The sequence below is a fragment of the Nostoc sp. FACHB-110 genome, assembly GCF_014697425.1.
Classification (GTDB): Bacteria; Cyanobacteriota; Cyanobacteriia; order Cyanobacteriales; family Nostocaceae; genus Nostoc_B.
In genome coordinates, this window is the sequence record NZ_JACJRU010000061.1 from 1 (window position 1) to 22730 (window position 22730).

The following is a 22730-nucleotide window of genomic DNA, read 5'->3' on the forward strand; positions in this document are numbered from 1 at the left end:
TCCTCTTCACTCTCGGCGATCGCAATTTTAAATGGACGGCTCATGGTTGGGTTAACTTACCAAGTTTGCTTTTCTCCATTATATGCAGCTTCATTTTTAATTGGTATTAGCCTAAACAGCTTGGCTAGTCTCTACAATTCCCAAGGAAGATACAGCGAAGCCGAACCCTTGTATCTCCAAGCTTTGGCCATGAGAAAACGCCTGCTGGGAGAAGAACATCCATCCGTTGTAACGAGCCTGAACAACTTGGCTACACTCTACGAATCCCAAGGAAGATACAGCGAAGCCGAACCCTTGTTGCTCCAAGCTTTAGAAATGAGAAAACGCTTGCTGGGAGAAGATCATCTCGACGTTGCCCTCAGCCTCAACAATTTGGCTAGTCTCTACGAATCCCAAGGAAGATACAGCGAAGCCGAACTCTTGTATCTCCAAGCTTTAGCACTGTACAAACGCCTGCTGGGAGAAGAACATCCCGACGTTGCCCTCAGCCTCAACAATTTGGCTAGTCTCTACAAATCCCAAGGAAGATACAGTGAAGCTGAACCCTTTTTTCTCCAAGCTTTAGAAATGAGAAAACGCCTGCTGGGAGAAGAGCATCCCGACGTTGCCCTCAGCCTCAACAACTTGGCTAATCTCTACGAATCCCAAGGAAGATATAGCGAAGCCGAACCTTTGTACCTCCAAGCTTTAGCACTGTACAAACGCCTGCTAGGAGAAGAACATCCTTTGATAGCCACTAGCATAAACAACTTGGCTGCACTCTATGATTTCCAAGGAAGATACAGCGAAGCTGAACCTTTGTATCTCCAAGCTTTAGAAATGAGAAAACGCCTGCTGGGACAAGAGCATCCCAACCTTGCCCTCAGCCTCAACAACTTGGCATACCTCTACAAATCCCAAGGAAGATACAGCGAAGCCGAACCTTTGTTTCTCCAAGCTTGGAGTATGAATAAACGCCTGCTGGGAGAAGAACATCCCAACGTTGCTACTAGCCTCCACAACTTGGCATTACTCTACTATTCCCAAGGAAGATACAGCGAAGCCGAACCCTTGTATCTCCAAGCTTTGGCAATTTATGAGCAAAAATTAGGGGTTAATCATCCTCATACAGTTAAATGTCGTGAAAATCTTCAAAGTCTTCGTGATGCTAACTCTTAATCAGTTAACAGTTATCAGTTATCAGTTATCAGTTATCAGATGATTGCGGTCTTTAATTGTGGTAATACTAGTCTCGCATAAGGGCGATCGCTATAATTGCGATTGTAGTCTTCAGCCGCAGAATAGTAGGTTGGGTGTAGCGATAGCGTAACCCAACAAAGTATGCGTGAATGTTGGGTTCCGTTCCTCCACCCAACCTACACAAATCTAAATCATCAATTTTTACTTGTATGCGTTCCTGAAGTTCCAGCGATAATTTTATCATTTATTTTAATGCACCCTTAGAAATTTCAACTTGATAACTCACGCCACTTCCTTGTTTATTTCTTTTTTAACTTCTTCCCAACTTACAGTACCATTAATACGTATATCTTCTTTACCTTCATCATAGGCTTTCAAGTCTTCTTCTTCTTCCTCAATCTGTTGTAATAATGCAATAATTTCGTCTAAAGTGCTATCGTAAGCTTGATTTAACAGTAGGTTGATAGCCTTGATAATTTCTTCTCTTTCAATTGCGGTTTTCATGTTTAAAGCTGGAAATGTTGAATGTACATACATTATATTGTAGTGACCGAACAAGGCAAAAGAAAGAAAAACTATTACCATGCGATCGCCATTCTTTTTACCATAATTACACAGATAATTGACACACTGCCTTTAAAACTTGTAACAACTGACTTGAACGTTCTTTTTCCATTAAATTTAATTCTGGCAATAAGTAATAAATAGGCGGATTTCCTTGTTCAATGTAGACAAACTGATAGCTTCTCCCATTAGTTGTTAATCCCCAAATTGCTTTTTGATTGCCTAAATTTTTATAACTATATGTGAGTAACTGTGGTAAACCTGTTGAGATATCTATCTGACTATTTTTAGACTCAATTAACAATACCCAAAAATATGTTTGGGGATTTGTATGTTTAGCATTACTAACAGCTAAAACATCAAATCTCCCTTTAATTTTGATATCTTCGTCTTCAACTTCAATATCAGCAATATTCTCTTCTAAAACAATCTCGATAGGATAGCGATAAAAACCAGCTAATCTCAGTAAAGGTGCAACTGCAATAAACTTTACCTGGCCTTCAGAAACTTTGCCTGTTGTCAGGTATCTATCAAAGTCATTCTGAATTTGTTTGAGTTCTTGCTGTTCTGCTTCCGTGAGAGGTTCTAGAGACAAGTAATGAGAAAATGAGTCACTGTACTGTTTTTGAAAGCCAAACAAACGATGAACTTCTTTGAGAGATAAATTTCTAGCGTTGAGAATTGTCATATATTTTCGTTTGATTAAGTTACAACTACATTCAAATACCCTACCTACAGCCTATCTTAACCTTGATTTTATTTCTGCTGCCGTTGCACTGGATTCATCCACACTTCTAATTTGCTAAAAGCTTGAGAAGAAAGCAGAGTTAAACATAAATAAACCAAGGCGACAGCCGCATAAATTTCAAAGGAACGATAATTTTCGGCGACTATTAGCTGTCCTTTGCGGAATAGTTCTTCAAAACCGATAATGGCAACTAAGCTAGTATCTTTTAATAAACTAATAAACTCATTACCTAAAGGTGGAATCATCCGCCGAAAAGCTTGGGGAAAAATTATGTAACGCATGGTTTCCACAGAACTTAAACCGAGTGATTGGGCTGCTTCAGTTTGTCCAATTTCAATTGATTGAATTCCCGCGCGGACAATTTCGGCAATGTACGCGGCACTATTTAAACTCAATGCTAATACCCCTGCCGCTAAGGGATTAAAGTTAAAAGTAAAACCGAGTTGTTGTGTGATTGAGGGTATGCCAAAATAAATCATAAAAATCTGGACTATCAAAGGCGTACCCCGAAAGAAATCTATATACGCCCTGGCTAACCAACGCACAGGTTTAATCTGCGATAGGCGCACAATTCCTAATAAAGAACCACCAATTAACCCTAAAAATACCGATAAAATTGTGATTTGCAGCGTTACCAAAGCACCTTGTAACAGTAAGGGAAAAGCCCGCCCAATTATACTTAATGAAGTAAATAAATTCGCTGAATTACTATTACTTTGATTGGCAATAGGAGATTTATCAGGTAATGATGGCGGTTCGGCTTTAAACCATTTTTGATAAATTTTTACATACTCTCCATTGCTGAGGATTCTATCTAAACCTGTATTAATTAAAGTTAAATTTGGTGAATTTTTAGCAGTGATAATGCCATAATATTCTTCTGTCAGCAATTGTTGAATAACTTTAATTCCCTGGAGATTGCCTGTATTGATAGCATATAAAGTGACTGGGGCATCGTTAATAACAGCATCTACATTCCCGTTACTTAACTCTTGCAGTGCTAAAGGTGCAGAATCAAAACTGCGAATTTTCACACCAGGAATAGTTTTAGCCTTTTCTGCGCCAGTAGTGCCAATCTGCACAGCCAGTCTTTTATTTTTGAGACTATCTAAACTAGTAATATCTTGATTATTGTTACGAACTGCGATCGCCAACCCAGCTTTAAAATAAGGACGGGAAAAATCAACTGTCTTGGCGCGTTCCTGGGTAATAGTGATAGAACTAATCGCCGCATCTAGAGTTTTGGCTTGAACTGCGGGGATAATGCCATCAAAAGGTATACTTTGAAAGTTTACTTTAAATCCACCAGCACGAGCGATCGCATTCATCAAATCATAAGAAAAACCTTGCAATTCCCCATTTGGCCCTTTAAACTCAAACGGTGGAAAAGCTGGTTCAGTCGCTACCTTAAGAGTTTTGCTAGTGCTATTATTCATGCTACAGCCAGCAATCAACGCACAAATCAAACCAACTAGCAAAAATCTCCGCCACCAACGTCTAAAATTTAATCTAACCATTCCATTTGTTTCCCCTCTGCGGTTAGTTCAAAAGCATACAATCAACTCTAAAGCAGTTGACACCAGCAATGAGAAATTATCACCCTATCATTATTTTTGAAAATATCGAAAAAAGCTTTGGTTCCTTAAAAGTTCTCAAAGGTATCACAGGCGAAATTCAGTCAGGAGAAGTTGTGGCAATCATTGGGGCTTCTGGTTGTGGTAAAAGTACCTTATTGCGCTGCTTCAACCGTTTAGAAACTATTGATAATGGCAAATTAGTAGTTAATGGAATTGAATTATCTCAAACAAATTTTAAAAATCAACATCTCCGACAACTGCGAACCCAAGTAGGGATGGTTTTTCAACAATTCAATTTATTTCCCCACCTCAGCGTCTTAGAAAATCTCACCCTCGCACCACGGAAAGTTTTAGGCAAAACCGCCAAAGAAAGCGCGCAATTAGCAGGATTATATTTAGAAAAAGTTGGTTTATTTGATAAAGCCTCTGCTTATCCCGAACAGCTATCTGGCGGACAAAAGCAAAGAGTTGCGATCGCCCGTAGCTTATGTATGAATCCCCAGATTATGCTATTTGATGAACCTACCAGTGCCTTAGATCCCGAACTGGTAGGTGAAGTATTACAAGTCATGCAGCAATTAGCCACCGAGGGAATGACAATGGTAGTTGTCACCCACGAAATGCAATTTGCGCGAGAAGTCGCCAATCGTGTAATCTTTTTAGATCAAGGCGTTGTCGCCGAACAAGGCCCAGCTTACGAAGTTATCACAAATCCTCAATGCGATCGCCTGCGTATTTTCCTCAGCCGCCTTAGTAAAGTATGAAGTGTGAAGTGTGAAGTGTGAAGTGTGAAGTGTGAAGTGTGAAGTGTGAAGTATGAAGTATGAAGTATGAAGTATGAAGTATGAAGTATGAAATATTAAATTCCATGCTTTAGCTTTTTGACCAATGACCTATGACACTACAAATATTCGCGTAAAAACTCAAAAGGATCATCTTCCCAACACGGTTCGGGTGTCATCAAGTGCAAACTGCTGTTAATATCCGCTTCTATTTCGTCGCCGTCTTCCCTGTCAAACAACTCTATCAACGCTTTCCAGTCGCGTTGTCTGAGAGAATTTAATGATGGAGCATACATCTGGAGATTGATTGAAGATTTCACACGCAAAATTTGAGTTGAGTGCTGTAACAGATTTGTTGTTTAGTGAGTCAATTTACATATTGTAACTTAGTAAGATATAAAACCAAGTTAGTCATCAGTATGCTAATTAGTATTTCAGAGCAAACTGACTATAACCAGAAAAAAACCATTAAATTTATAGAACAGAATTCAGGAGTCAGGAGTCAGAATTTATACTGAATCCGTTTTGATAAATCTTGTGATGTGGGACGCAAAGCAAAGCCCACGCCGGACGATAACCCATCCCACAAGAGAATGCAGCATTTTAGACTTGCCACACCACAGAAGTAATTTTATTTTTACTGCATAAATTACCGCGCAACTTCGATTAAATCAACATCAAATACTTCCGCAAAAGCTCGGGCAATTTGAGAACGTACCTCGTCACAACTAATACCTGGTATCCACTCGGCTAGACTAGCAACTGGTTTATCGGCAATACCACAAGGGACAATATGTTGAAAGCCTGTCATATCGGGACAAACATTTAAGGCAAAGCCGTGCATAGTAATCCAACGGCTGACTTTAATGCCGATTGCCGCTACTTTGCGGCCTTCTAACCATACACCAGTAAAACCAGTCAAGCGATCGCCGATTAATCCATAACCAGCTAAAACCCTAATGATAACTTCTTCTAGTTGACGCAAATACCAATGCAAGTCTTTCCGGTAGCGTTGCAGATTTAAAATCGGATATCCTACGACTTGACCCGGACAATGGTAAGTCACTTCGCCACCGCGCTCAACTCTATGCACCTCAAAATTACTGGTATCAAGGTCAAACTTGAGAAATTCGGGTGTAGCTCCTTGTCCTAAAGTATAGACGGGGGGATGCTCTAACAAGATTAACACATCATCCAGGCTAGGATCTTGGATACGTTCGGCTAGAAGCGATCGCTGCCATATATGTGCGTCTGTGTAGGGCATCTGTCTGAGGTTATAGAAAAAACAGCGTTTTAGTGGTGGCTGCATACTACGAAACCGAATAAAAATCAACTGAATAAATGGGTAAATATATTGCAACTTAGACAGATGGAATCAACAATTGTCAAGCTATGCAAAGGATTTTAAAGGAACATCAAGGGAACCAGCTATAGAAAATACAAAGTGCTAGTTTGAATATATAAATAACCTCAATGGTCTTAGGAGGAATTCTCTGCAATAAGCATCACGCCAAAACAAGAGGAAAGATTAAACTGGCTGATGACTCTAATAATATTGTTTGCATCTTTAACTGGATGAAACTTGTACAACAAGTTGTTTTATCAACTAACAACAAGCCAACCTAAGGGAAAGCATACAAGTTGCCTAAAAGTGCAAGAGAATTAAGTTAACAGTTGCGCAAGCTGAGATAGTTAATCATTACTGCGGATCAATCCAATTGTTGACCAACAAAAGGACACCAGCGCAGACATCCACAGAAGATATCAATATAAGGGAACGCGTGAACATTCAAAGCAGCAAATTTAGAGTAGATTCAGCAGTACCTCAATATACAACAAAATTTGTTTTGGCGGCAGTGATAGACCTTACCGCAACTCCTTTCACACAAAACAAACTCACATCACACACCAAAATATAGAGCGGGAGAGTTTACATGAAGCTTGTCATCCACGGCAAAAATATTGAAATCACCGACGCAATTAGGGATTACGTGCATCAGAAGATAGAAAAAGCAGTTAGTCATTTTCAGAACATTACAAACGAAGTGGATGTCCACCTGAGCGTAGCTCGCAATCCCAGAATTAATCCTAAACAAGCCGCAGAAGTCACTATCTTTGCAAACGGTAGTGTTATCCGTGCCGAGGAAAGCAGCGAAAACTTATACGCCAGCATTGATTTAGTTGCAGACAAAATTGCTCGTCAACTACGCAAATATAAAGAGAGGCGGCAAGACAAGAAAACTCAAGCTCAACCTACTAACGAAGTAGTAGTCCCAGAACCAGTAGTCTCTAGTTTAATCGGCGATCGCACTCCCGAATTACCTAACGAAGTTGTGCGGACAAAATATTTTTCCATGCCACCGATGACGCTTGCAGAAGCCTTGGAACAACTGCAATTAGTAGGACACGATTTTTATATGTTCCGCAATGCGGAAACTGGAGAAATTAACGTTATCTACGAACGCAACCACGGCGGTTACGGCGTAATTCAACCCCGCAATAATAACGGTCACACCAACGGCAACGGCAAAAACGGTAAGGTCGCCCACAATAACATAATTATGCAGGAGAAATTACACTCAGCTAAATAAGTGGTAACAGGGTGGGACTCGCCCACCCTATTGATCCTCACGATTTTGGATTTTGGATTGACAATTCTCAATCCATCACTCGCAATCATGTTTGAAATTTGTATTAGTTCAGTAAATCTCCCCAGCCAGCAGCGTGCATTAGCATCCATAGCAACCGTTAATTAACAAAGATATCAGCAAGTGATTTTCAATGTTAATTAACGGTTATTTGTTTAGGGTTTGCAAGGTTTTCAGGGTTTCTGCAACGTGTCCTTGAAAGTTAAACATAGAATCAAACACGTACTGCACTACTCCCTGTTGATCAATGACATAAGTCACACGGCCAGGAAATAAACCAAAAGCGGCGGTTGCGCCATACTGCTTACGCACTTGATCGCCTTGATCACTCAAAAGAATGAATGGTAGATTATGCTTTGCCGCAAATTTTTGGTGCGATTCGCTAGAATCTCCGCTGACCCCAATTACTTCAGCACCCGCACTTTGAAATACTTCATACTGATCGCGGAAAGCACAAGATTCTGCGGTACATCCTGGTGTGTCATCCTTGGGATAAAAGTACAGCACCACAGCTTTTTGACCCCGAAAATCTTTCAGACTCACTGTTGAACCATTTTGAGCAGGCAAAGAAAAATCAGGCGCAGCGTCTCCAACTTTAATAGCCATAGGTCATTAATAATTGCTTAATAAATGTACATATTGTATCAAGATCCCCGACTTTGCCAAAAAGTCGGGGATTTGCTCCTCGGTTGAGAACCCTACTTTTTCAATTAAGAATTCAATGCTTTTGCTGTTTTTTCTTTATCCAATTTAAACATCAACACACCCAAAGGTGGCAAACACAAATCCAAGGAATAAGGACGATTGTGCATAGACCAATCATCTGTCCACTTACCCCCTAAATTGCCCATATTACTACCGCCATACTGACGAGCATCACTGTTAAACAACTCGGTATAAAATCCTTTTTCTGGCACACCAATGCGATAGTGAGAATGAGGTTGGGGTGTGAAGTTGCAAATTACCACGACAAAATTATCAGAATCTTTGTCACGGCGGATGAAAGAAACAACACTATGGCGATTGTCACTACAATCAACCCACTCAAAACCTTCCCGTTCAAAATCTAAGGTATATAAAGATGGTTCAGAACGGTAAAGTTCATTGAGTTCCTTAAAGAATTGCTTTAATTGTTGGTGAGGCTCAAATTGTAATAATTGCCATTCCAAATCAGCCCAGACATTCCACTCACTCCATTGTCCAAATTCCATGCTCATAAACATGGTTTTCTTGCCTGGGTGAGCAAACATATAGGTAAACAAACAACGCACATTGGCCATCTTCTGCCATCTATCACCAGGCATTTTCCCAATGATGTTGCTCTTACCATGCACCACTTCATCGTGGGATAACGCCAGCATGAAGTTTTCGCTGTGGTTATACCACATACTAAAGGTGATGTTATTTTGATGGAACTGGCGGAACCAAGGATCCATGCTGAAGTAATCCAACATATCGTGCATCCAACCCATGTTCCATTTCAAGTTAAAACCTAGACCACCTGTGTAGGTAGGCCAAGAAACCATCGGCCAAGAAGTTGATTCTTCCGCAATGGAAAGTGTCCCAGGAAAATAACTAAAAATTAGATAATTTACTTGACGTAAAAAATCTGCCGCTTCTAAGTTTTCTCTCCCACCGTATTGGTTAGCTACCCATTCACCTTCTTTACGGCAATAGTCAAGATACAGCATCGAAGCCACCGCATCTACACGAATGCCATCTATATGATATCTGTCAAACCAAAACAGCGCATTAGCAACTAAGAAATTTCTAACTTCGTTGCGGTTGTAATTAAATACTAGCGTACCCCATTCTTTATGTTCACCTTTGCGGGGGTCTGCGTGTTCGTATAAATGAGTCCCATCAAAGAAAGCTAAACCATGCCCATCTTTGGGGAAGTGACCGGGAACCCAATCGACAATTACGCCAATGCCGTTTTGATGACATTGGTCAACAAAATACATAAAGTCTTCGGGAGTGCCAAAGCGGGAAGTTGGTGCATAGTAACCCGTGACTTGATAACCCCAAGAACCATCAAAAGGATGTTCAGCAATGGGTAATAGTTCTATGTGGGTGTAGCCTAAATCTTTGACGTAGGGAATGAGTCGGTCGGCTAGTTCCCGATAAGTTAAAAATCGCGCACCTGGTTTTAGTTCAGAAACGATGACTACAGGTTCGGTTTCACCATTGGGTAATTTAGGCGGTTCTGCACTAGAAGCGTGTAACCAAGAACCTACGTGTACTTCATAAACCGAGACAGGTTGGGTCAGGGGGTCAGTATGACGACGCTTTTCCATCCAATTTTCGTCATTCCATTGATAGGAATCTAAATTAGTGACGATGGATGCGGTTTTGGGGCGGGGTTCTTGTTGAAAGCCGAAAGGATCAGATTTTTCGTAAATGTGACCTTCAATATTTTTGATTTCATATTTGTAATGTTCACCCACGCCTAATTCAGGAATGAATAATTCCCAAACGCCTGTGGGGCCTTTCCGCATTTGATGTTTGCGTCCATCCCAGAGGTTAAAATCACCCAATACAGAAACGTTACGAGCGTTGGGGGCCCAAACTGCAAAATATACACCCTTCACACCATTGATTTCGGTGGTATGCGCTCCTAGTTTTTCGTAAATTCGATGATGGTTGCCTTCGGCAAACAAATGCAAATCAAAATCTGTCAGGTTGGGAGAACGAAAAGCATAGGGGTCGTAAGTAACTCGCTCGTGTTCTCCTTCTTTGATCCGTAATTGATAGTTGGCTAATTCTGGGGTTTCAATCGTACATTCAAAAAAGTTGGGATGATGTACGGACTGCATGGGATATTCTTTGCGCTCTTGAGGAACAATTACCGATGCTTGGGTTGCATTTGGTAAATAGGCACGTACCGCCCACACATTTTTACCATTTTGTTCTATGAGATGAGAGCCAAGTATTTCAAAGGGATCGTGATGTTGATTCCAAACGATGCGGTTAACCTGTTCAGGAGCGATCGTGGCTGTGGACATGAACCTACCTACGTTGATTAAAGTGAATAAGTAAACAGAGTTTTTTAATATCTATATATATTCTTTACATTTATTTGCAATTTGTCGCCACCGTTATAGTACATCAGAAGTAGGAGGTATGAAGTGTGAAGTCTGAAGTGTCAGGTATGAAATTTTGTCGCTCTCCTACTTTGTGTTGCTTGGCCAATGGCTGGATAATTAAAAACCTAAAAAAGGAAAAAGCTTCTGTAGGGCTTTGCGGATACGTAGCAGAAAAATTGTCTGCCTGAGTTTAGTGTTTAATTCTGGTGGGGGGGCTTTTTGGAGTTGGGCTTGTAGTTCTATGTATTCGGCAGCCGTTACAGGCTGGCCGTCAATGGGCGATCGCGCGTCTATAATAATTTCTGTTCGCAATATTTCTTCTGGGATATCTTCTGGTGGCGGTAAGGCAATAACGGCTGAATCCCAATGGTTGCTTAACCAGAGCAAAATGCTAATACTCATTCCCAAAAGAGCGAATATTATTCGCTGTGTAGTTGCTAATCTCTTCATTACCCCATCCTGGCATCAAAACTCAGCTGGCAAATAAAAGAAATTCTAATCAAATCTTGGCATTGAATTGTGATTTCTTCTCTTTTTAGTTTTGATTCACCAGTTATGCAACAGAGAAAGTAATTTTTTCAGTAGCTAAAAATTTAAATGGACACTTGGTAAGGGTTAATACCTCGATTACCAGTGTCCGCTCAGAACTTATATCTAAGATGGTGCTTGAGTTGCTTGCCCAGTGTTCAGAAAGACTAAGTATTTTTTAGTCACACCGATTAACTCAAGCAGTTGTAGCGATCGCACTACCCAGAACTTGTCTGAAAATTGAATCAAGACGCAGAACTATGGGGTTGTAGTTGGGCTAGCAGTAGCAGCAGGTGTTGTGGTAGCTGGTGTTGTCGCAGCTGGTGTTGTCGCAGCTGGTGTTGTCGCAGCTGGTGTTGCAGCTCCAGTATCTGTAGGCTCACCTGTAGCAGCAGGGGAAGCAGTACTTGTAGTACCACCAGGTGCATTACCGCCACCTTCACAGGCTCCCAGAACTGTAGCCAAACTCAGCATTAAAGCCAAACCAAAGATTTTTGTTTTCATAACTCCTCTTTCACCAATTGTGGCAATCAAAATTTCGTGCCTCTTGAATACGATAACCTATTTATTGCTAGTTTTTGAAAGACCTGTCGGTGACATATTTAAAAACAATACTTAGGGCTGATTATTTTTGGCTCAGTTATTATGCTGGGGAGTGATGAGTCAATTTAATTTTGCTATTAACTTACTAGCCTAAATATAGTCAGGCGATCGCACAGGGTTGCCTGTTTTTGCTTTATGTTGCCATACTGAAATGTCAAGTCAACCAATGGCTAAACTATGATGGCGATTATTACCATACCTAAGTAATGTCAATATCGGTCTAATCACCGCAAACAGCACCCTAACATGGTATAAAGTGCAAACTAGGCTCATAAGCTGGCACAAACAGCAATTACAACCTGAGCAAAAATCAACAAACAGACTAAAATACAATATTTCCTATCAAAAAAAATTTATGGCTGCTGTTCGTAAATCAGCTGTATCTGCACCTAGTATTTGGTTTTGGCAAAATTCTCGCTCAACTGTGGAGCGACGAAGCTCTACACGTCGAGCTTCCGCCATGCGTAGTGCATCTCCAGAAGTATCTACTGCTGTAGTGCCTAAACGCCAAAGACGTACTGCAAAAACTTCATCGGTTTCTGCTACTAATGGCTTACAAGCAAAAAGCCAACCAAAATTTTCTTCCAGCAAAAATCAATCAAAAATATTGCAGTCAAATTCTCTATCTGAATCTTTAAATTTGCCTGTTGTACCGACTGCTGAAGTTTTACCGATGTGGTTACTGCGGTTGCACAAAATTCATCGCTATTCCTCAGTTGTGACGTTTTTGTTAGTAGCAGCAGCTTTAGTGGTTTATGGTTGGACTGTCTATTCGCAAGAATTGTGGAGTAAAGAGTTCCGCCGTCTACAAGACTTGCAACGCAATGAGCGACAATTAACAACAACCAATGCCATGCTCAAAAATAAAATGGCGGAGGAAGCAGAAAAAACAACGACAGGATTAGTTGCACCTACACCAGACCGGACAATTTTTTTACCGTCAGCATCTAGTAGTCCTAATCCTGTCCCGGCCCAAACAAAACCAAATTCTCCTAAATTACAATCAACCTCCGAACCATTGGGATATTAACAGCAGCAGTCATAAGTCATCTTGCGTCTAGGAAAAAAACCTATTTGAACATTAGGTAATAAGTAGCGTGATTAAATTGATTTTTTGAGATAGCTAATACGCGGCAAAGTACAAAAACTCGCTCTTGTATCAATTATCTAAATCAAACTCTTACCTGTGGTCAATTACTTATTCCCGCGCAAACACAAATGGCTGATGACACATAACAAAGGACGAAGCCAATGCAGAAGTCATCCAGTAGATTAAAGTTCAAAAATTCCCGCAGTCCAGCAGTTAAAAGGGGTCAGAAAATTTCTCGTCAAGGGTTAATGAGTAAGCTCAACTCCCAGACCCAACAACCCATTCAAAGCAGTACAGTCAGGTTGTTGGTTGTCTGGGGCATATTAGTCGCTGCTGGGTTGGGGCTAGCTATTAATTTATATAATCTACAGATTCTTCAAGGAGAAAAACTCACGCAGAGGGCAAGAAATCAGCAAATGATCAGTTTGCGACCTTTTATGCCTCGGCGTTTAGTTATCGATCGCAATAACAATGTATTGGCTGTTGACCGTCCTGTATATACTGTTTATGCCCATCCCAAGCTATTTGATAAATCTAATGAGGAAATCGCCCAAAAGTTAGCACCAATTATCGATAAGGATGCAGCCGAATTAGTCAAAACTTTTCAAAGCCGCAAAAGTGGGATTATTCTAGTTCCCGCTCTGCCAGAAGAAATTGCCAACCGCGTTACTGCCCTACGCTTAAATGGTTTAGAATTAACGCCAAAATATTCTCGCTTATACCCACAGGCTGATTTAACCTCTGATTTGGTAGGCTACGTGGATTTAGACCGTCGCGGACAGGCAGGGGTAGAATACAGCCAAGAAAAGTTACTAGAACGCTCCGTACAGAAGATCAAGTTAATGCGTTCTGGGAACGGAACTTTAAAACCAGATAGCGCACCGGATGGTTTTCTTCATGCTGATGATTTACAACTACAACTAACTATTGATATCCGGTTGCAACGGGCGGCTCGTGCGGCACTTAAAGAACAGATGGAGAAGTTTCGCGCCAAACGTGGGGCGGTAATTGTGATGGATGCGTTAGATGGTTCTTTACTAACGCTAGTGTCTCAGCCGACTTATGACCCTAATGATTACGGCAAAGCGAAGATTGATTTATTCAAAAATTGGACTGTGGCCGATCTTTATGAACCAGGTTCAACTTTTAAGCCCTTGAATGTGGCGATCGCATTAGAAAATGGTGTTATTCAACCAAACGATACTTTTAACGATCCTGGTTATATTAAAGTTGCTGACCGTGTAATTAAAAATGCCCAACATAATGGTTATGGGCGGATTAATATTGCTCAAATTTTGCAAAATTCTAGCAATATCGGGATGGTGCAAATCATTCAAAGAATGCGCCCATCGGTTTATTACACTTGGCTAGAACGTCTGGGTTTAGGACAACCTTTAGAAACTGATTTGCCTTTTGGAGTTAGTGGTTCACTTAAAGGCCAACAACAGTTTATTTCCTCGCCCATTGAACCTGCAACGGCATCTTTTGGTCAAGGTTTTTCCCTGACACCCTTACAACTAGTACAATTACACGGAGCTTTAGCGAATGGGGGCAAATTGGTTACGCCTCATGTAGTCAAAGGGTTAGTTGATAGCACAGGCAAAATGCATTATTCGCCTACTCTCCCCGCACCCCGGCAGATTTTTACCCCTAAAACCACTCAATCAGTAGTGGAAATGATGGAAACTGTTGTTTCTGAAGGTACTGGTAAATCTTCAAAAATTGCTGGTTATCGCATTGGTGGTAAAACAGGTACAGCCCAAAAAGCTAGTCCTAATGGTGGTTATATCCCTGGGGCGCGCATCACCAGTTTTGTAGCAGTTTTACCAGTGGAAGCCCCCCGTTATGTAATTTTGGCGATAGTCGATGAGCCGAAGGGAGAAAATGCCTATGGTTCTACTGTGGCTGCACCAATTGTCAAATCGGTGATGGAAACGCTCATTCCTTTAGAACAAATTCCCCCACATCAAGCGATGAATTCTGTAGGCGAAACACCACAGTAGTAAGCTGTTATGTACATGATTTTTGCATTGAAAAAGCAGCATATAATTGCAGTTTTTCTCTTAAATTAAAAATATACAATTTGAATCAGGAACAACGAAAAAATATAAAAAAATAATGCAGGGAACAGAAAAATATTTAGACTGATCAATTTCTGTGTCTCTAGACCTAATATTTCTTTATAACTCTAGAAAGAAGTAAAGAAAGCTTCTGTGTGGAAACTTAGATATTAGAGATGAAACTAGTTTCACTCTTTGGCAAAGCTATCTCAGATTCCATGCAAAGCAATTTATTTACATTACCTAACTTTGAAGCTGTGGCCAAGAGTTCACAAGCTCAAGAGAAGAAAATTATTCAGTATGAACAGGCTGAACAGCTATTTTTAGAATTACTCGCAATAGATAATTTAGACAATCAACTGCATCAGGAAGCAGCAAAAGCCAGAGAGTTTGAACAAGCAATCTCAACAGCAATTACAGCTGCTTATTGCCATGATGTTAATGACGATCGCGCTCATTTATTTCTTCAGCGCATATTATATTGGATTAATCGCCTAAAACTATTTTGGTACGATGATTTACGTCACTATACAAATGAGCGATCGCTTTATTTAAGTTGTTGTCGCAATCAAATTGAAGCGGCTTGGCAAGCTTGGGAAATCGCTCAAATTGATGTACCTGCACTGCAAAAATTAGATGTTAAACAAGCATTAATTGAACGTGCTAGCTCTGATTTAAATCCGCCATCATCACCAGAAAGCTGCTACATTCGAGAACAAATGAGTGAAGTTGGCTACCGTCACTTATTAGCGATCGCTTCATTTGATGGTTTGGTGGAAGGTAGTCGCCTTTCTCGGATTTTAGGTGGTGCGGCGAATGAGGTGCAGTGTACTTTAGTGCGCGTACTCTTGGAAGAATATGGCAATGGGCGTTTATCTCGCAAGCACTCAACATTTTTTGCCCAAATGTTAGAAGAGTTTAAGATGAACACCGAACCCGAAGGTTACTTCGATTTAGTACCTTGGGAAGTGTTAGCTTGTGCAAATCAAAACTTTTTAACCACAGAACGCAAGCTTTATTTTCTGCGTTATTGTGGCGCGTTAACTTATTTTGAAGTAGCAGGCCCAGCAGCTTATAAAAATTATCTAGCAGCAGCCCAAAGACTGCAACTGTCAAATGCGGCAATGGGTTATTGGGAACTGCATATTAAAGAAGATGAACGCCACGGTCAATGGATGTTAGATAGTGTGGCTTTACCTTTAGCAGAAAAATATCCCGATGATGCTTGGCAACTTATTCTAGGATACGACCAAGAAAAATTAATGGGCGATCGCGCTACGAAAGCTGTAGTGCAATCCATACTTACCCAGGAACAAGCTAATTAACCTATTCCATAAATATCAGAATTAAAGATTGCAAATTATCTTTTGCATTTTTAATTGATTATTTCCTACGCATAAGTCTTGAGTGGTGGCTATTCACTCAAGCAAACTTTTAGCTGTTTTTATCATTTCCATCATACCTAAAAATTAACCCAAGTCACATGAAAGATATATTCTTTTGTCCTGAAGAATCTCATTTTTATTCTAACTGTTTAGAAAATTTTGTCTTGAGAGATTGCCAAAATCTTGAATCGATTGTTGAATTTGGTTCAGGTGATGGTAGCCCAGTAATTCACTCATTACTCAGAAATAAATTTGAAGGATTAATTCAAGGATATGAATTGAACACCTCAGCTTGGAAAGCAGCTAATTCAACAATTGATGAATATCATCTTAATCATAAATATGTAATTCACAATTATAGTTTATTTGATGCAGATAGACCTGAAGCGACTTATCTTGTAGCTAATCCGCCTTATTTACCAGCCCCAGATAATGATATTTATATGCCCTTATTATTTGGTGGTATAGATGGCGCAGCAATTACCAATGAACTTTTATCTTTAGATTATGAAAATGTTTTAGTTTTAGTTTCTAGCTATTCTAACCCACTCAGCACCATCCAAAAAGCTGCCGATTATGGATATAGTGTTAATAAATTTGTCGTGTTACCCTTACAGTTTGGTTATTATAGCTCAGAGCCTAAAGTTAAAAAACACATAGAAGAATTAAAAAAACAGAAAATGGCATTTTATTCTGGTGATTATTACTTCTTGGCTGGAGTTTTATTTACCAAAAGTCAAAAAGCAGCGATTAATCTATCAAATGAACTGGCTCAAGTGATGACAAGTTTATAACATAAGTAAGTCGATGCAATAAAACCAAACTATGTGAAGAAAAGTAAATAAGGCTCAAACGCTTTTTCCCCCTGCTCCCTGCCCCCTGCCCCCTGCCTTATTCCAACAATAATTATTTACACCGACTTACTTAGTTGACAGGTGATCATCATTTATAAATGACAAAAATAAAAAGCGATCGCCTCAGCTAGATCGCTTTATGATTAGAGTCTACAACTTGAATTTTAGGCAGATTAATTCATACTTTAGATAAGGAAGATTCTACTAATTTCTTAAATTTCATGTATGCTTCAGGTGCTGTAAGAGGAGTAGAAATTTCTTCTTCAGCCAGATAAAATTCTTGGCTATCTGAGTAGTAACGAATACTAAAGGAAGTAATCAGCCCTAAACTTACCGCTTTTTTTCCTAGTTCTTCTGCTTTTTCGGCCAAACTAATGGGGTCGTGAAATAGGATGTTATTCATAGAAGTTCTCACACCTCTTTTCTCTTAAGAAAACTTAACTGGCTCAGGAGTGAAGCAATTTTTTGCTTTTGCTCATCTCTATCCAATCTGTTATATGCGAGGAAGTTGAGGAACTTGTGAGGAATATTGCTAATTTATCTCAAAATATAGATGCAAAATTAAACAATTTGTATATTTTCGATACAATAAGCTGCTCAGTGAGTCTACGTTGAACTCGTCCATTTTCTAGATGAGGCTATCATTAGTCATTTGTCTTCATTAAATACAAATACCTTTAATAAGTCTGTCGCAGTACCTCTTCTATAGAACCTAGATGTTGAAACATTTTGATTAATTTGTGAGATTTAGTTTGACGTTGCTCTAACATATCTTTTAAGGGAGTTAGTAACTGAACATCTGGGTCATTACCAAGAGCGACTTCTGACGCTTGTAAAACTTGTTTGGCGTTAGTAAAAATTTCTAGATTATCAAAACCTTCTTTAGCTGAAATTTGGTGTAAAGCTGCATCGGGTACAGTTAATCTACCTGACAAAGTTTCATCTAATACCAGTCCTTTTAATAAAGCTAATAATGCTGCATAAATATTAAAATCATCGCAACTATCACATGCTTTAAATTCAATGCGTCCAATTTCTGCGGGAATACGCGCAACTTTTGTTAACGATGGAACACTTTGAATTAATTGTTCCTTTTTCTCAACAAAAACTAGGGTTGCCGAACGTTTCCCGGTTCTAATAAAAGTTCTGACTGAGAGTCCTTCCCATAAACTTCCATTATAAAAAGGAGAACTATAAGTAAAAGGGACAATATAGGGACTGTAATAAGTTAACTTTTTACCAATATCAATTAATCGTTCTGTCGATAAATTTGCAACAGAAAGATTCAAGTCTGGCCCGTAGCTAACCATGTAAATATTTGCAGTTTGTTCGTCAGGATAACCTTGTAGTTGTTTAAGTTCAAAATCATTTAGTGGTGGTTGCGCTTCAAAGACAGTTTTGTAAGGATTAAAACTAGCTAAAACGGGTAAATAACCATAACTTGCTGCTACTTGGCGCAATAAATTAAAACTTTCTGTTAATTCATTGACTGCGCCTTGAATTTCAGTATGTATAGTTGTTCTAATTTCAATACCTTTAGCTAAACAATCACTTGGTTTATCCGAATCAATGAATCTTTCAAACCCTTCAATATACCATCTTTTCTTTTTAATACCAGCATCACCTACACGCAGTTGCGGATAATCGTTAGGGTAAGTAGGCAACCTTTCGATAATTTGGTTAAAATCTGCGAATTTTGTGTGGTTAAAATCGGCAAATTTTCCTTCAGCATTTAAAAATGCTACTTCATGTTCAATCCCAAAATAAAACATATCTTAGACCTTAAAATTAATAAATCTTCTGTTACAATCCTAATTGATTTATTTTGCTCTCATTTAGGACGGCTACAGATAAGATTAATTAAAAAAGATTATCAATATTTTTTCAAGAGGGGAGGGGAATTAAACAGCGATCGCCTAGTTATACAATTATTCTTATAGCTCAAAATTTACACCTGCATAAATATCACTCAGTGCAATTTGAAAGTCGATTGTCTGGAGTGATAATAACGCTTCAACAGATTCATACTCTGTTAATACCCATTGTGCATTAGCATTTTTAGCGTACTGCTCAATTAGGTATTCATATTGGTCAACTATAATATATTCTTTAAATGTTGGAATTGAACGATAGAATCTAAATTTATGAGTTCTATCATGGTTATCTGTGGATTTAGATAATACTTCGATAATTATTGAAGGGTTGGTAACGGTAGTAGTCCCACTTCCTTCATATATTGGTTCTCCTGCAATGATCATGGCATCAGGATAAGTGTAGATGCGATAACGGGGTATCCATAATCTGACATCTCCCATGTAAATGTTGTAATCTTTACCGCGCATATTCAGTTTAAAATTAGCGCAAAAATTCAAAGAAATTTCGTTGTGATTGGTAGTGCCACCTGCTATTGTTAAAATTTCTCCATCATAGTATTCATTTTTAAATTCTGATGTTTCTTCTAGTTGGAGATATTCTTCGGGAGTGTAGTGTTTTTTCGGTGTTTGTGTTTGCATAAAATTTATGAGAAATAAAGTGTCTCACGCAAAGGCAAGGCAGTGCGTTGGGCGGCTTTGCCGACTTGAAGCAACTGCCGCGCAAAGAAAGAGGCGCAGTTTATTTTGGATAATTCTTGTTTAAAAATTCTTCTGCTTCGATTTTATTTGTAATTACTTGATCTAAGGTGGCGGCAAGAATATCATCAAGCATTTGGCGATATTGTGGCCCTGGTTTGTAACCTAATTTTTTTAGGTCGTTGCCATTTAATATTGGTTGGATGTTTGCCCACACTGTTAAGTAATGCCAGATTTGCTGTCTGAGCGATCGCGGGCTTTGCAAGGCAATTAAAATGAGCATTGGTAAGTCATACTTTCTGAGTAACTGCACCGCTTGACTAGGCTTGTGCGACTGCGGTAAAGATGCGGTTACGTCAGCTTGCGCTTGGGCTAAATTTTGTAAGCGTTGAATGCTATCTTCTTGTAATTGCAGATTATGTGCTACCTTGGCGCGATATGTTGGTGCGAGGTGGGCAATTAAGGCTTCCAGGCGCATTTGCCAGTGAATGAGGGTTGGCTGGGGATCAAATCGTTGCAAACAGCGTTCTAGTAAGCGTAGTTGACGCAGTAATTCTACATCTAAGGTGAGTGTAGGATGAATACACTGCAACGCCTGTAAATTGTCGAGTAATTGCAAAGCCGATTTCCAGTAAGCAGCTTCTAAAATGTGTTTTAATTCGGTTTTCAACCGCGTTTGCAATGCCGGAGTTCTGCTATTCTCTTGAGCAGTGCGATCGTAAACACCACTATTGATGGCATAGCGGATATATTCTTCTGTTTGTGATTCAAAATGAAAGCCGAAGCGCACAGCAAAGCGCACACCCCGATAAATGCGCGTGGGGTCTTCAATGAAGCTGTTGGCGTGTAAAACCCGAATTTGCTTGGCCTGTAAATCGATTAAACCACCAAAAAAATCGAGTAATTCTCCAGCGCGGGGCGTTGTTAGCCGCAATGCCATTGCGTTAATCGTAAAATCTCGACGATACAAGTCTTGGCGAATAGAACTAGCTTCAACTTCTGGGTTAGCTGCGGGGTAAGGATAAAATTCTGTCCTGGCGGTGGCGATATCTACCCACAATGAATCTAATTCTGGGTCTTTGTGCCACAATAAAGCGGCTGTTTGAAAAGCACCATGAATTTCTAAACGTGCGGCTGGGTAAATTTCTTGAAGTGCTTTTGCAAGTTCCACCCCAGCACTGACATCTGCTGATTTGTGAAAGCCATCTACTACCAAGTCAATATCTTTAATCATTAATTGGTCGGCGGTTTGGGCTAACAGCAAGTCCCGCACAGCGCCACCAACCAAATAAAGATGCCAACCACGTTTTTCGGCTGCTTGAGATGCAATGGTGAGTAGTTGCCACAGTTGCGGTGCAAGGCGTGATTGTAAATTTGTCGTGAGTGGTTGAGTGCTGAGTGCTGTTAGCGGTAGCAGGAGTTGAGCAACGTGCTGAGTGCTGAGTGTTGCAAATTCGTCACTGTTTTGATGCAATTCTCGTAGAACATCGGTACGGGTAACGATACCGACTAACTGCCCATTCTCTAATACTGGTAAGCGTCCAATATCATAAGTCACCATGAGTGACTCGATTTGTGGCAAGGTAGTGTCTGGGGTGATGGTTTTGAGATTAATAGTCATGTAGCCTTTGACTGGTGCATGACTAAAGCCGTGGTGCAAGGCGATATCTAAATCTCGTCGGGAAATAATTCCGAGTAATTGCCCTTCGGTATCAACCACAGATAAACCAGAATGCCCATAACGTAATAAAATCCGTTGTGCTTCTTCAATAGTTGTGTCGGGGCGGATAGTGCGAACTGGGGAAGACATTAAATCCCGGGCGGTGAGAGGATGAGGGATGCAGGCTTTTAACGCTTCTAACAGCTTGTCTAAAGTGGCTTGCGTATCAACTCCGCGCAGGTTGAGGGATGCAGCTTGAGAATGACCACCACCACCGTAGGGTTGAAATAGCTGGTTCAAATTGACACCAGGAATTTGCGATCGCCCAATCACAGTTAATCTTGTATCATCTTCTCCTATAGGGTATTCGTTTACTAGTAATAAAGCATCAATTTCACTTAACTCTACTAGTTGAGACGCTAAACTCGATAAACCTGGGACAAATTCATCAGTTTTTAAATTTACCCAAGAGATAGTATAACCACGCAAGCAAAGATATTCTAAGCTTTGCAATGCTGTGGTTAATAGCTGTTGCAATTGTGGCGATAAACCAGGGTCACGATAAGTAGAAATAACTGATAAACTGGCTCCTTGCTGCATCAACCAAGCCAAAGCGAGGGCATCACGGGCTGTTGCTGCATCATAAGTTAAGGAACCTGTATCAACATGGATACCTAAAGCCATCACAGTAGCTTGGGCTGGCGTGAGGGAAATTTGCTGTTGTTGTAACTGTTCCACCATTAACGTTGTGCAAGCTCCCACCGGGGCAATATGCGATCGCGTCGCCGGAATATCCCCCTCTTGCTCTAAGTGATGGTCATAAATTACAATCTCTTTAACACTGGGTAAATCTAACCACTCAGCAGCTTTACCCAGGCGATCGCGGTATTGTGCATCCACAACGGTTATTGAGCGAATACTTTGGGGAATAACAGCACGTCTTTCAATTAGTGGGTACTCATCTCGATGTAACGCCAAAAAATCTTTTACAGGCGGGTGCGCACCACCTGTCAAGACAATTTTGCTGCCCGGGAGCAAGCAAGTTAAACCTACCGCCGCCCCCAAAGCATCAAAATCAGCTGTTGTATGGCAAAGAATTAAATCCATAGTTAGTAGTCATTAGTCAAGAGTCAAAAGTGAGCCACTGCGGTGGACAGGTTTCCCGGCATAAAGGAGACAGTGCCGTGGGCGGGTCTCCCGACTTGAGGCAACTGTCGTCAAGTGGCGTTAGCGACGTTAGCAGCGTCACCCAAAGGGTCAAAAGTCACCATTGCGACTATGGACAATTGACATTGGACTATTGACCAAAGTGTATCAATTTCTGCTAGGTTAACAAATAAGTAAAAACAGTCAGTGTCGCCCTTTAGGATATTCTATCTTTAGTATTACGCTGTCT

General features: G+C 40.2%; 21 protein-coding genes. 7 read left to right on the forward strand and 14 right to left on the reverse strand.

Going from position 1 to position 22730, the window contains the following annotated elements:
- Window positions 1–1158, forward strand: a 1158-nt coding sequence (locus H6G69_RS31375) for a tetratricopeptide repeat protein (protein WP_190693288.1), incomplete at its 5' end; no start/stop codon positions are given.
- A gap of 67 nt (window positions 1159–1225) precedes the next feature.
- Here H6G69_RS31375 and H6G69_RS31380 read toward each other — a convergent pair.
- The 4 genes from H6G69_RS31380 to H6G69_RS31395 form a co-directional block, all read right to left on the reverse strand.
- A complete protein-coding gene (locus H6G69_RS31380; protein WP_190693290.1) occupies window positions 1226–1423 on the reverse strand; it encodes a hypothetical protein in 198 nt (65 codons plus the stop codon).
- A 38-nt stretch (window positions 1424–1461) separates the two neighbouring features.
- Window positions 1462–1683: a hypothetical protein gene (locus tag H6G69_RS31385; RefSeq protein WP_190693292.1), complete on the reverse strand. Its 222-nt coding sequence runs from the start codon at window positions 1681–1683 to the stop codon at window positions 1462–1464.
- Between the two features lie 106 nt (window positions 1684–1789).
- Entirely contained in the window at window positions 1790–2431 is a 642-nt protein-coding gene (locus H6G69_RS31390; RefSeq protein WP_190693294.1) for a restriction endonuclease subunit R, read from the reverse strand.
- Window positions 2432–2499: 68 nt separating this feature from the next.
- Entirely contained in the window at window positions 2500–4008 is a 1509-nt protein-coding gene (locus H6G69_RS31395) for an ABC transporter permease subunit (RefSeq protein ID WP_190693296.1), read from the reverse strand.
- 68 nt (window positions 4009–4076) lie between these two features.
- On the opposite strand from H6G69_RS31395, the gene H6G69_RS31400 reads away from it, so the two are divergent.
- Window positions 4077–4832 (forward strand): amino acid ABC transporter ATP-binding protein, encoded by a 756-nt coding sequence (locus H6G69_RS31400; RefSeq protein ID WP_199336361.1) that lies wholly within the window; start codon window positions 4077–4079, stop codon window positions 4830–4832.
- 137 nt (window positions 4833–4969) lie between these two features.
- Here H6G69_RS31400 and H6G69_RS31405 read toward each other — a convergent pair whose 3' ends face one another.
- Together H6G69_RS31405 and lipB are read right to left on the reverse strand one after the other, a co-directional pair.
- Window positions 4970–5170, reverse strand: a complete 201-nt coding sequence (locus tag H6G69_RS31405) for a hypothetical protein (protein WP_190693351.1) — start codon at window positions 5168–5170, stop codon at window positions 4970–4972.
- Window positions 5171–5499: 329 nt separating this feature from the next.
- A complete protein-coding gene (lipB, locus tag H6G69_RS31410; RefSeq protein ID WP_190693298.1) occupies window positions 5500–6159 on the reverse strand; it encodes a lipoyl(octanoyl) transferase LipB in 660 nt (219 codons plus the stop codon).
- 625 nt (window positions 6160–6784) lie between these two features.
- On the opposite strand from lipB, the gene hpf reads away from it, so the two are divergent.
- Window positions 6785–7441, forward strand: a complete 657-nt coding sequence (gene hpf / locus H6G69_RS31415) for a ribosome hibernation-promoting factor, HPF/YfiA family (protein ID WP_190693300.1) — start codon at window positions 6785–6787, stop codon at window positions 7439–7441.
- A 204-nt stretch (window positions 7442–7645) separates the two neighbouring features.
- On the opposite strand, the gene H6G69_RS31420 is transcribed toward hpf, so the two are convergent.
- The 4 genes from H6G69_RS31420 to H6G69_RS31435 form a co-directional block, all read right to left on the reverse strand.
- Window positions 7646–8104 (reverse strand): peroxiredoxin, encoded by a 459-nt coding sequence (locus H6G69_RS31420; protein ID WP_190693302.1) that lies wholly within the window; start codon window positions 8102–8104, stop codon window positions 7646–7648.
- A 104-nt stretch (window positions 8105–8208) separates the two neighbouring features.
- Window positions 8209–10503 carry a 1,4-alpha-glucan branching enzyme gene (gene glgB, locus H6G69_RS31425; protein ID WP_190693304.1) on the reverse strand — a complete coding sequence of 765 codons (2295 nt, stop codon included), beginning with the start codon at window positions 10501–10503 and terminating at the stop codon, window positions 8209–8211.
- Window positions 10504–10701: 198 nt separating this feature from the next.
- Entirely contained in the window at window positions 10702–11034 is a 333-nt protein-coding gene (locus H6G69_RS31430; RefSeq protein WP_190693306.1) for a hypothetical protein, read from the reverse strand.
- A gap of 336 nt (window positions 11035–11370) precedes the next feature.
- Window positions 11371–11616, reverse strand: a complete 246-nt coding sequence (locus H6G69_RS31435; protein ID WP_190693308.1) for a hypothetical protein — start codon at window positions 11614–11616, stop codon at window positions 11371–11373.
- Between the two features lie 454 nt (window positions 11617–12070).
- On the opposite strand from H6G69_RS31435, the gene H6G69_RS31440 reads away from it, so the two are divergent.
- The 4 genes from H6G69_RS31440 to H6G69_RS31455 all read left to right on the forward strand — a co-directional run bounded on the left by H6G69_RS31440 (window position 12071) and on the right by H6G69_RS31455 (window position 17044).
- The gene (locus H6G69_RS31440) at window positions 12071–12745 is read left to right on the forward strand and encodes a hypothetical protein (RefSeq protein ID WP_190693310.1); all 675 of its coding nucleotides are present in this window, start codon (window positions 12071–12073) and stop codon (window positions 12743–12745) included.
- 221 nt (window positions 12746–12966) lie between these two features.
- Entirely contained in the window at window positions 12967–14808 is a 1842-nt protein-coding gene (locus tag H6G69_RS31445) for a penicillin-binding protein 2 (protein WP_190693312.1), read from the forward strand.
- Between the two features lie 275 nt (window positions 14809–15083).
- Entirely contained in the window at window positions 15084–16190 is a 1107-nt protein-coding gene (locus tag H6G69_RS31450) for an iron-containing redox enzyme family protein (protein WP_190693347.1), read from the forward strand.
- Between the two features lie 158 nt (window positions 16191–16348).
- Window positions 16349–17044, forward strand: a complete 696-nt coding sequence (locus H6G69_RS31455; RefSeq protein WP_190693314.1) for an SAM-dependent methyltransferase — start codon at window positions 16349–16351, stop codon at window positions 17042–17044.
- A 238-nt stretch (window positions 17045–17282) separates the two neighbouring features.
- Here H6G69_RS31455 and H6G69_RS31460 read toward each other — a convergent pair whose 3' ends face one another.
- The 4 genes from H6G69_RS31460 to H6G69_RS31475 form a co-directional block, all read right to left on the reverse strand.
- Entirely contained in the window at window positions 17283–17507 is a 225-nt protein-coding gene (locus H6G69_RS31460; protein WP_190693316.1) for a hypothetical protein, read from the reverse strand.
- Window positions 17508–17781: 274 nt separating this feature from the next.
- Window positions 17782–18876 carry a glutamate--cysteine ligase gene (locus H6G69_RS31465; RefSeq protein WP_190693318.1) on the reverse strand — a complete coding sequence of 365 codons (1095 nt, stop codon included), beginning with the start codon at window positions 18874–18876 and terminating at the stop codon, window positions 17782–17784.
- A gap of 162 nt (window positions 18877–19038) precedes the next feature.
- On the reverse strand, window positions 19039–19617 hold the full coding sequence (locus tag H6G69_RS31470; RefSeq protein ID WP_190693320.1) for a Uma2 family endonuclease: 579 nt from the start codon (window positions 19615–19617) through the stop codon (window positions 19039–19041).
- A gap of 100 nt (window positions 19618–19717) precedes the next feature.
- On the reverse strand, window positions 19718–22441 hold the full coding sequence (locus H6G69_RS31475) for a CBS domain-containing protein (protein ID WP_190693326.1): 2724 nt from the start codon (window positions 22439–22441) through the stop codon (window positions 19718–19720).
- Between the last annotated feature and the right edge of the window lie 289 nt (window positions 22442–22730).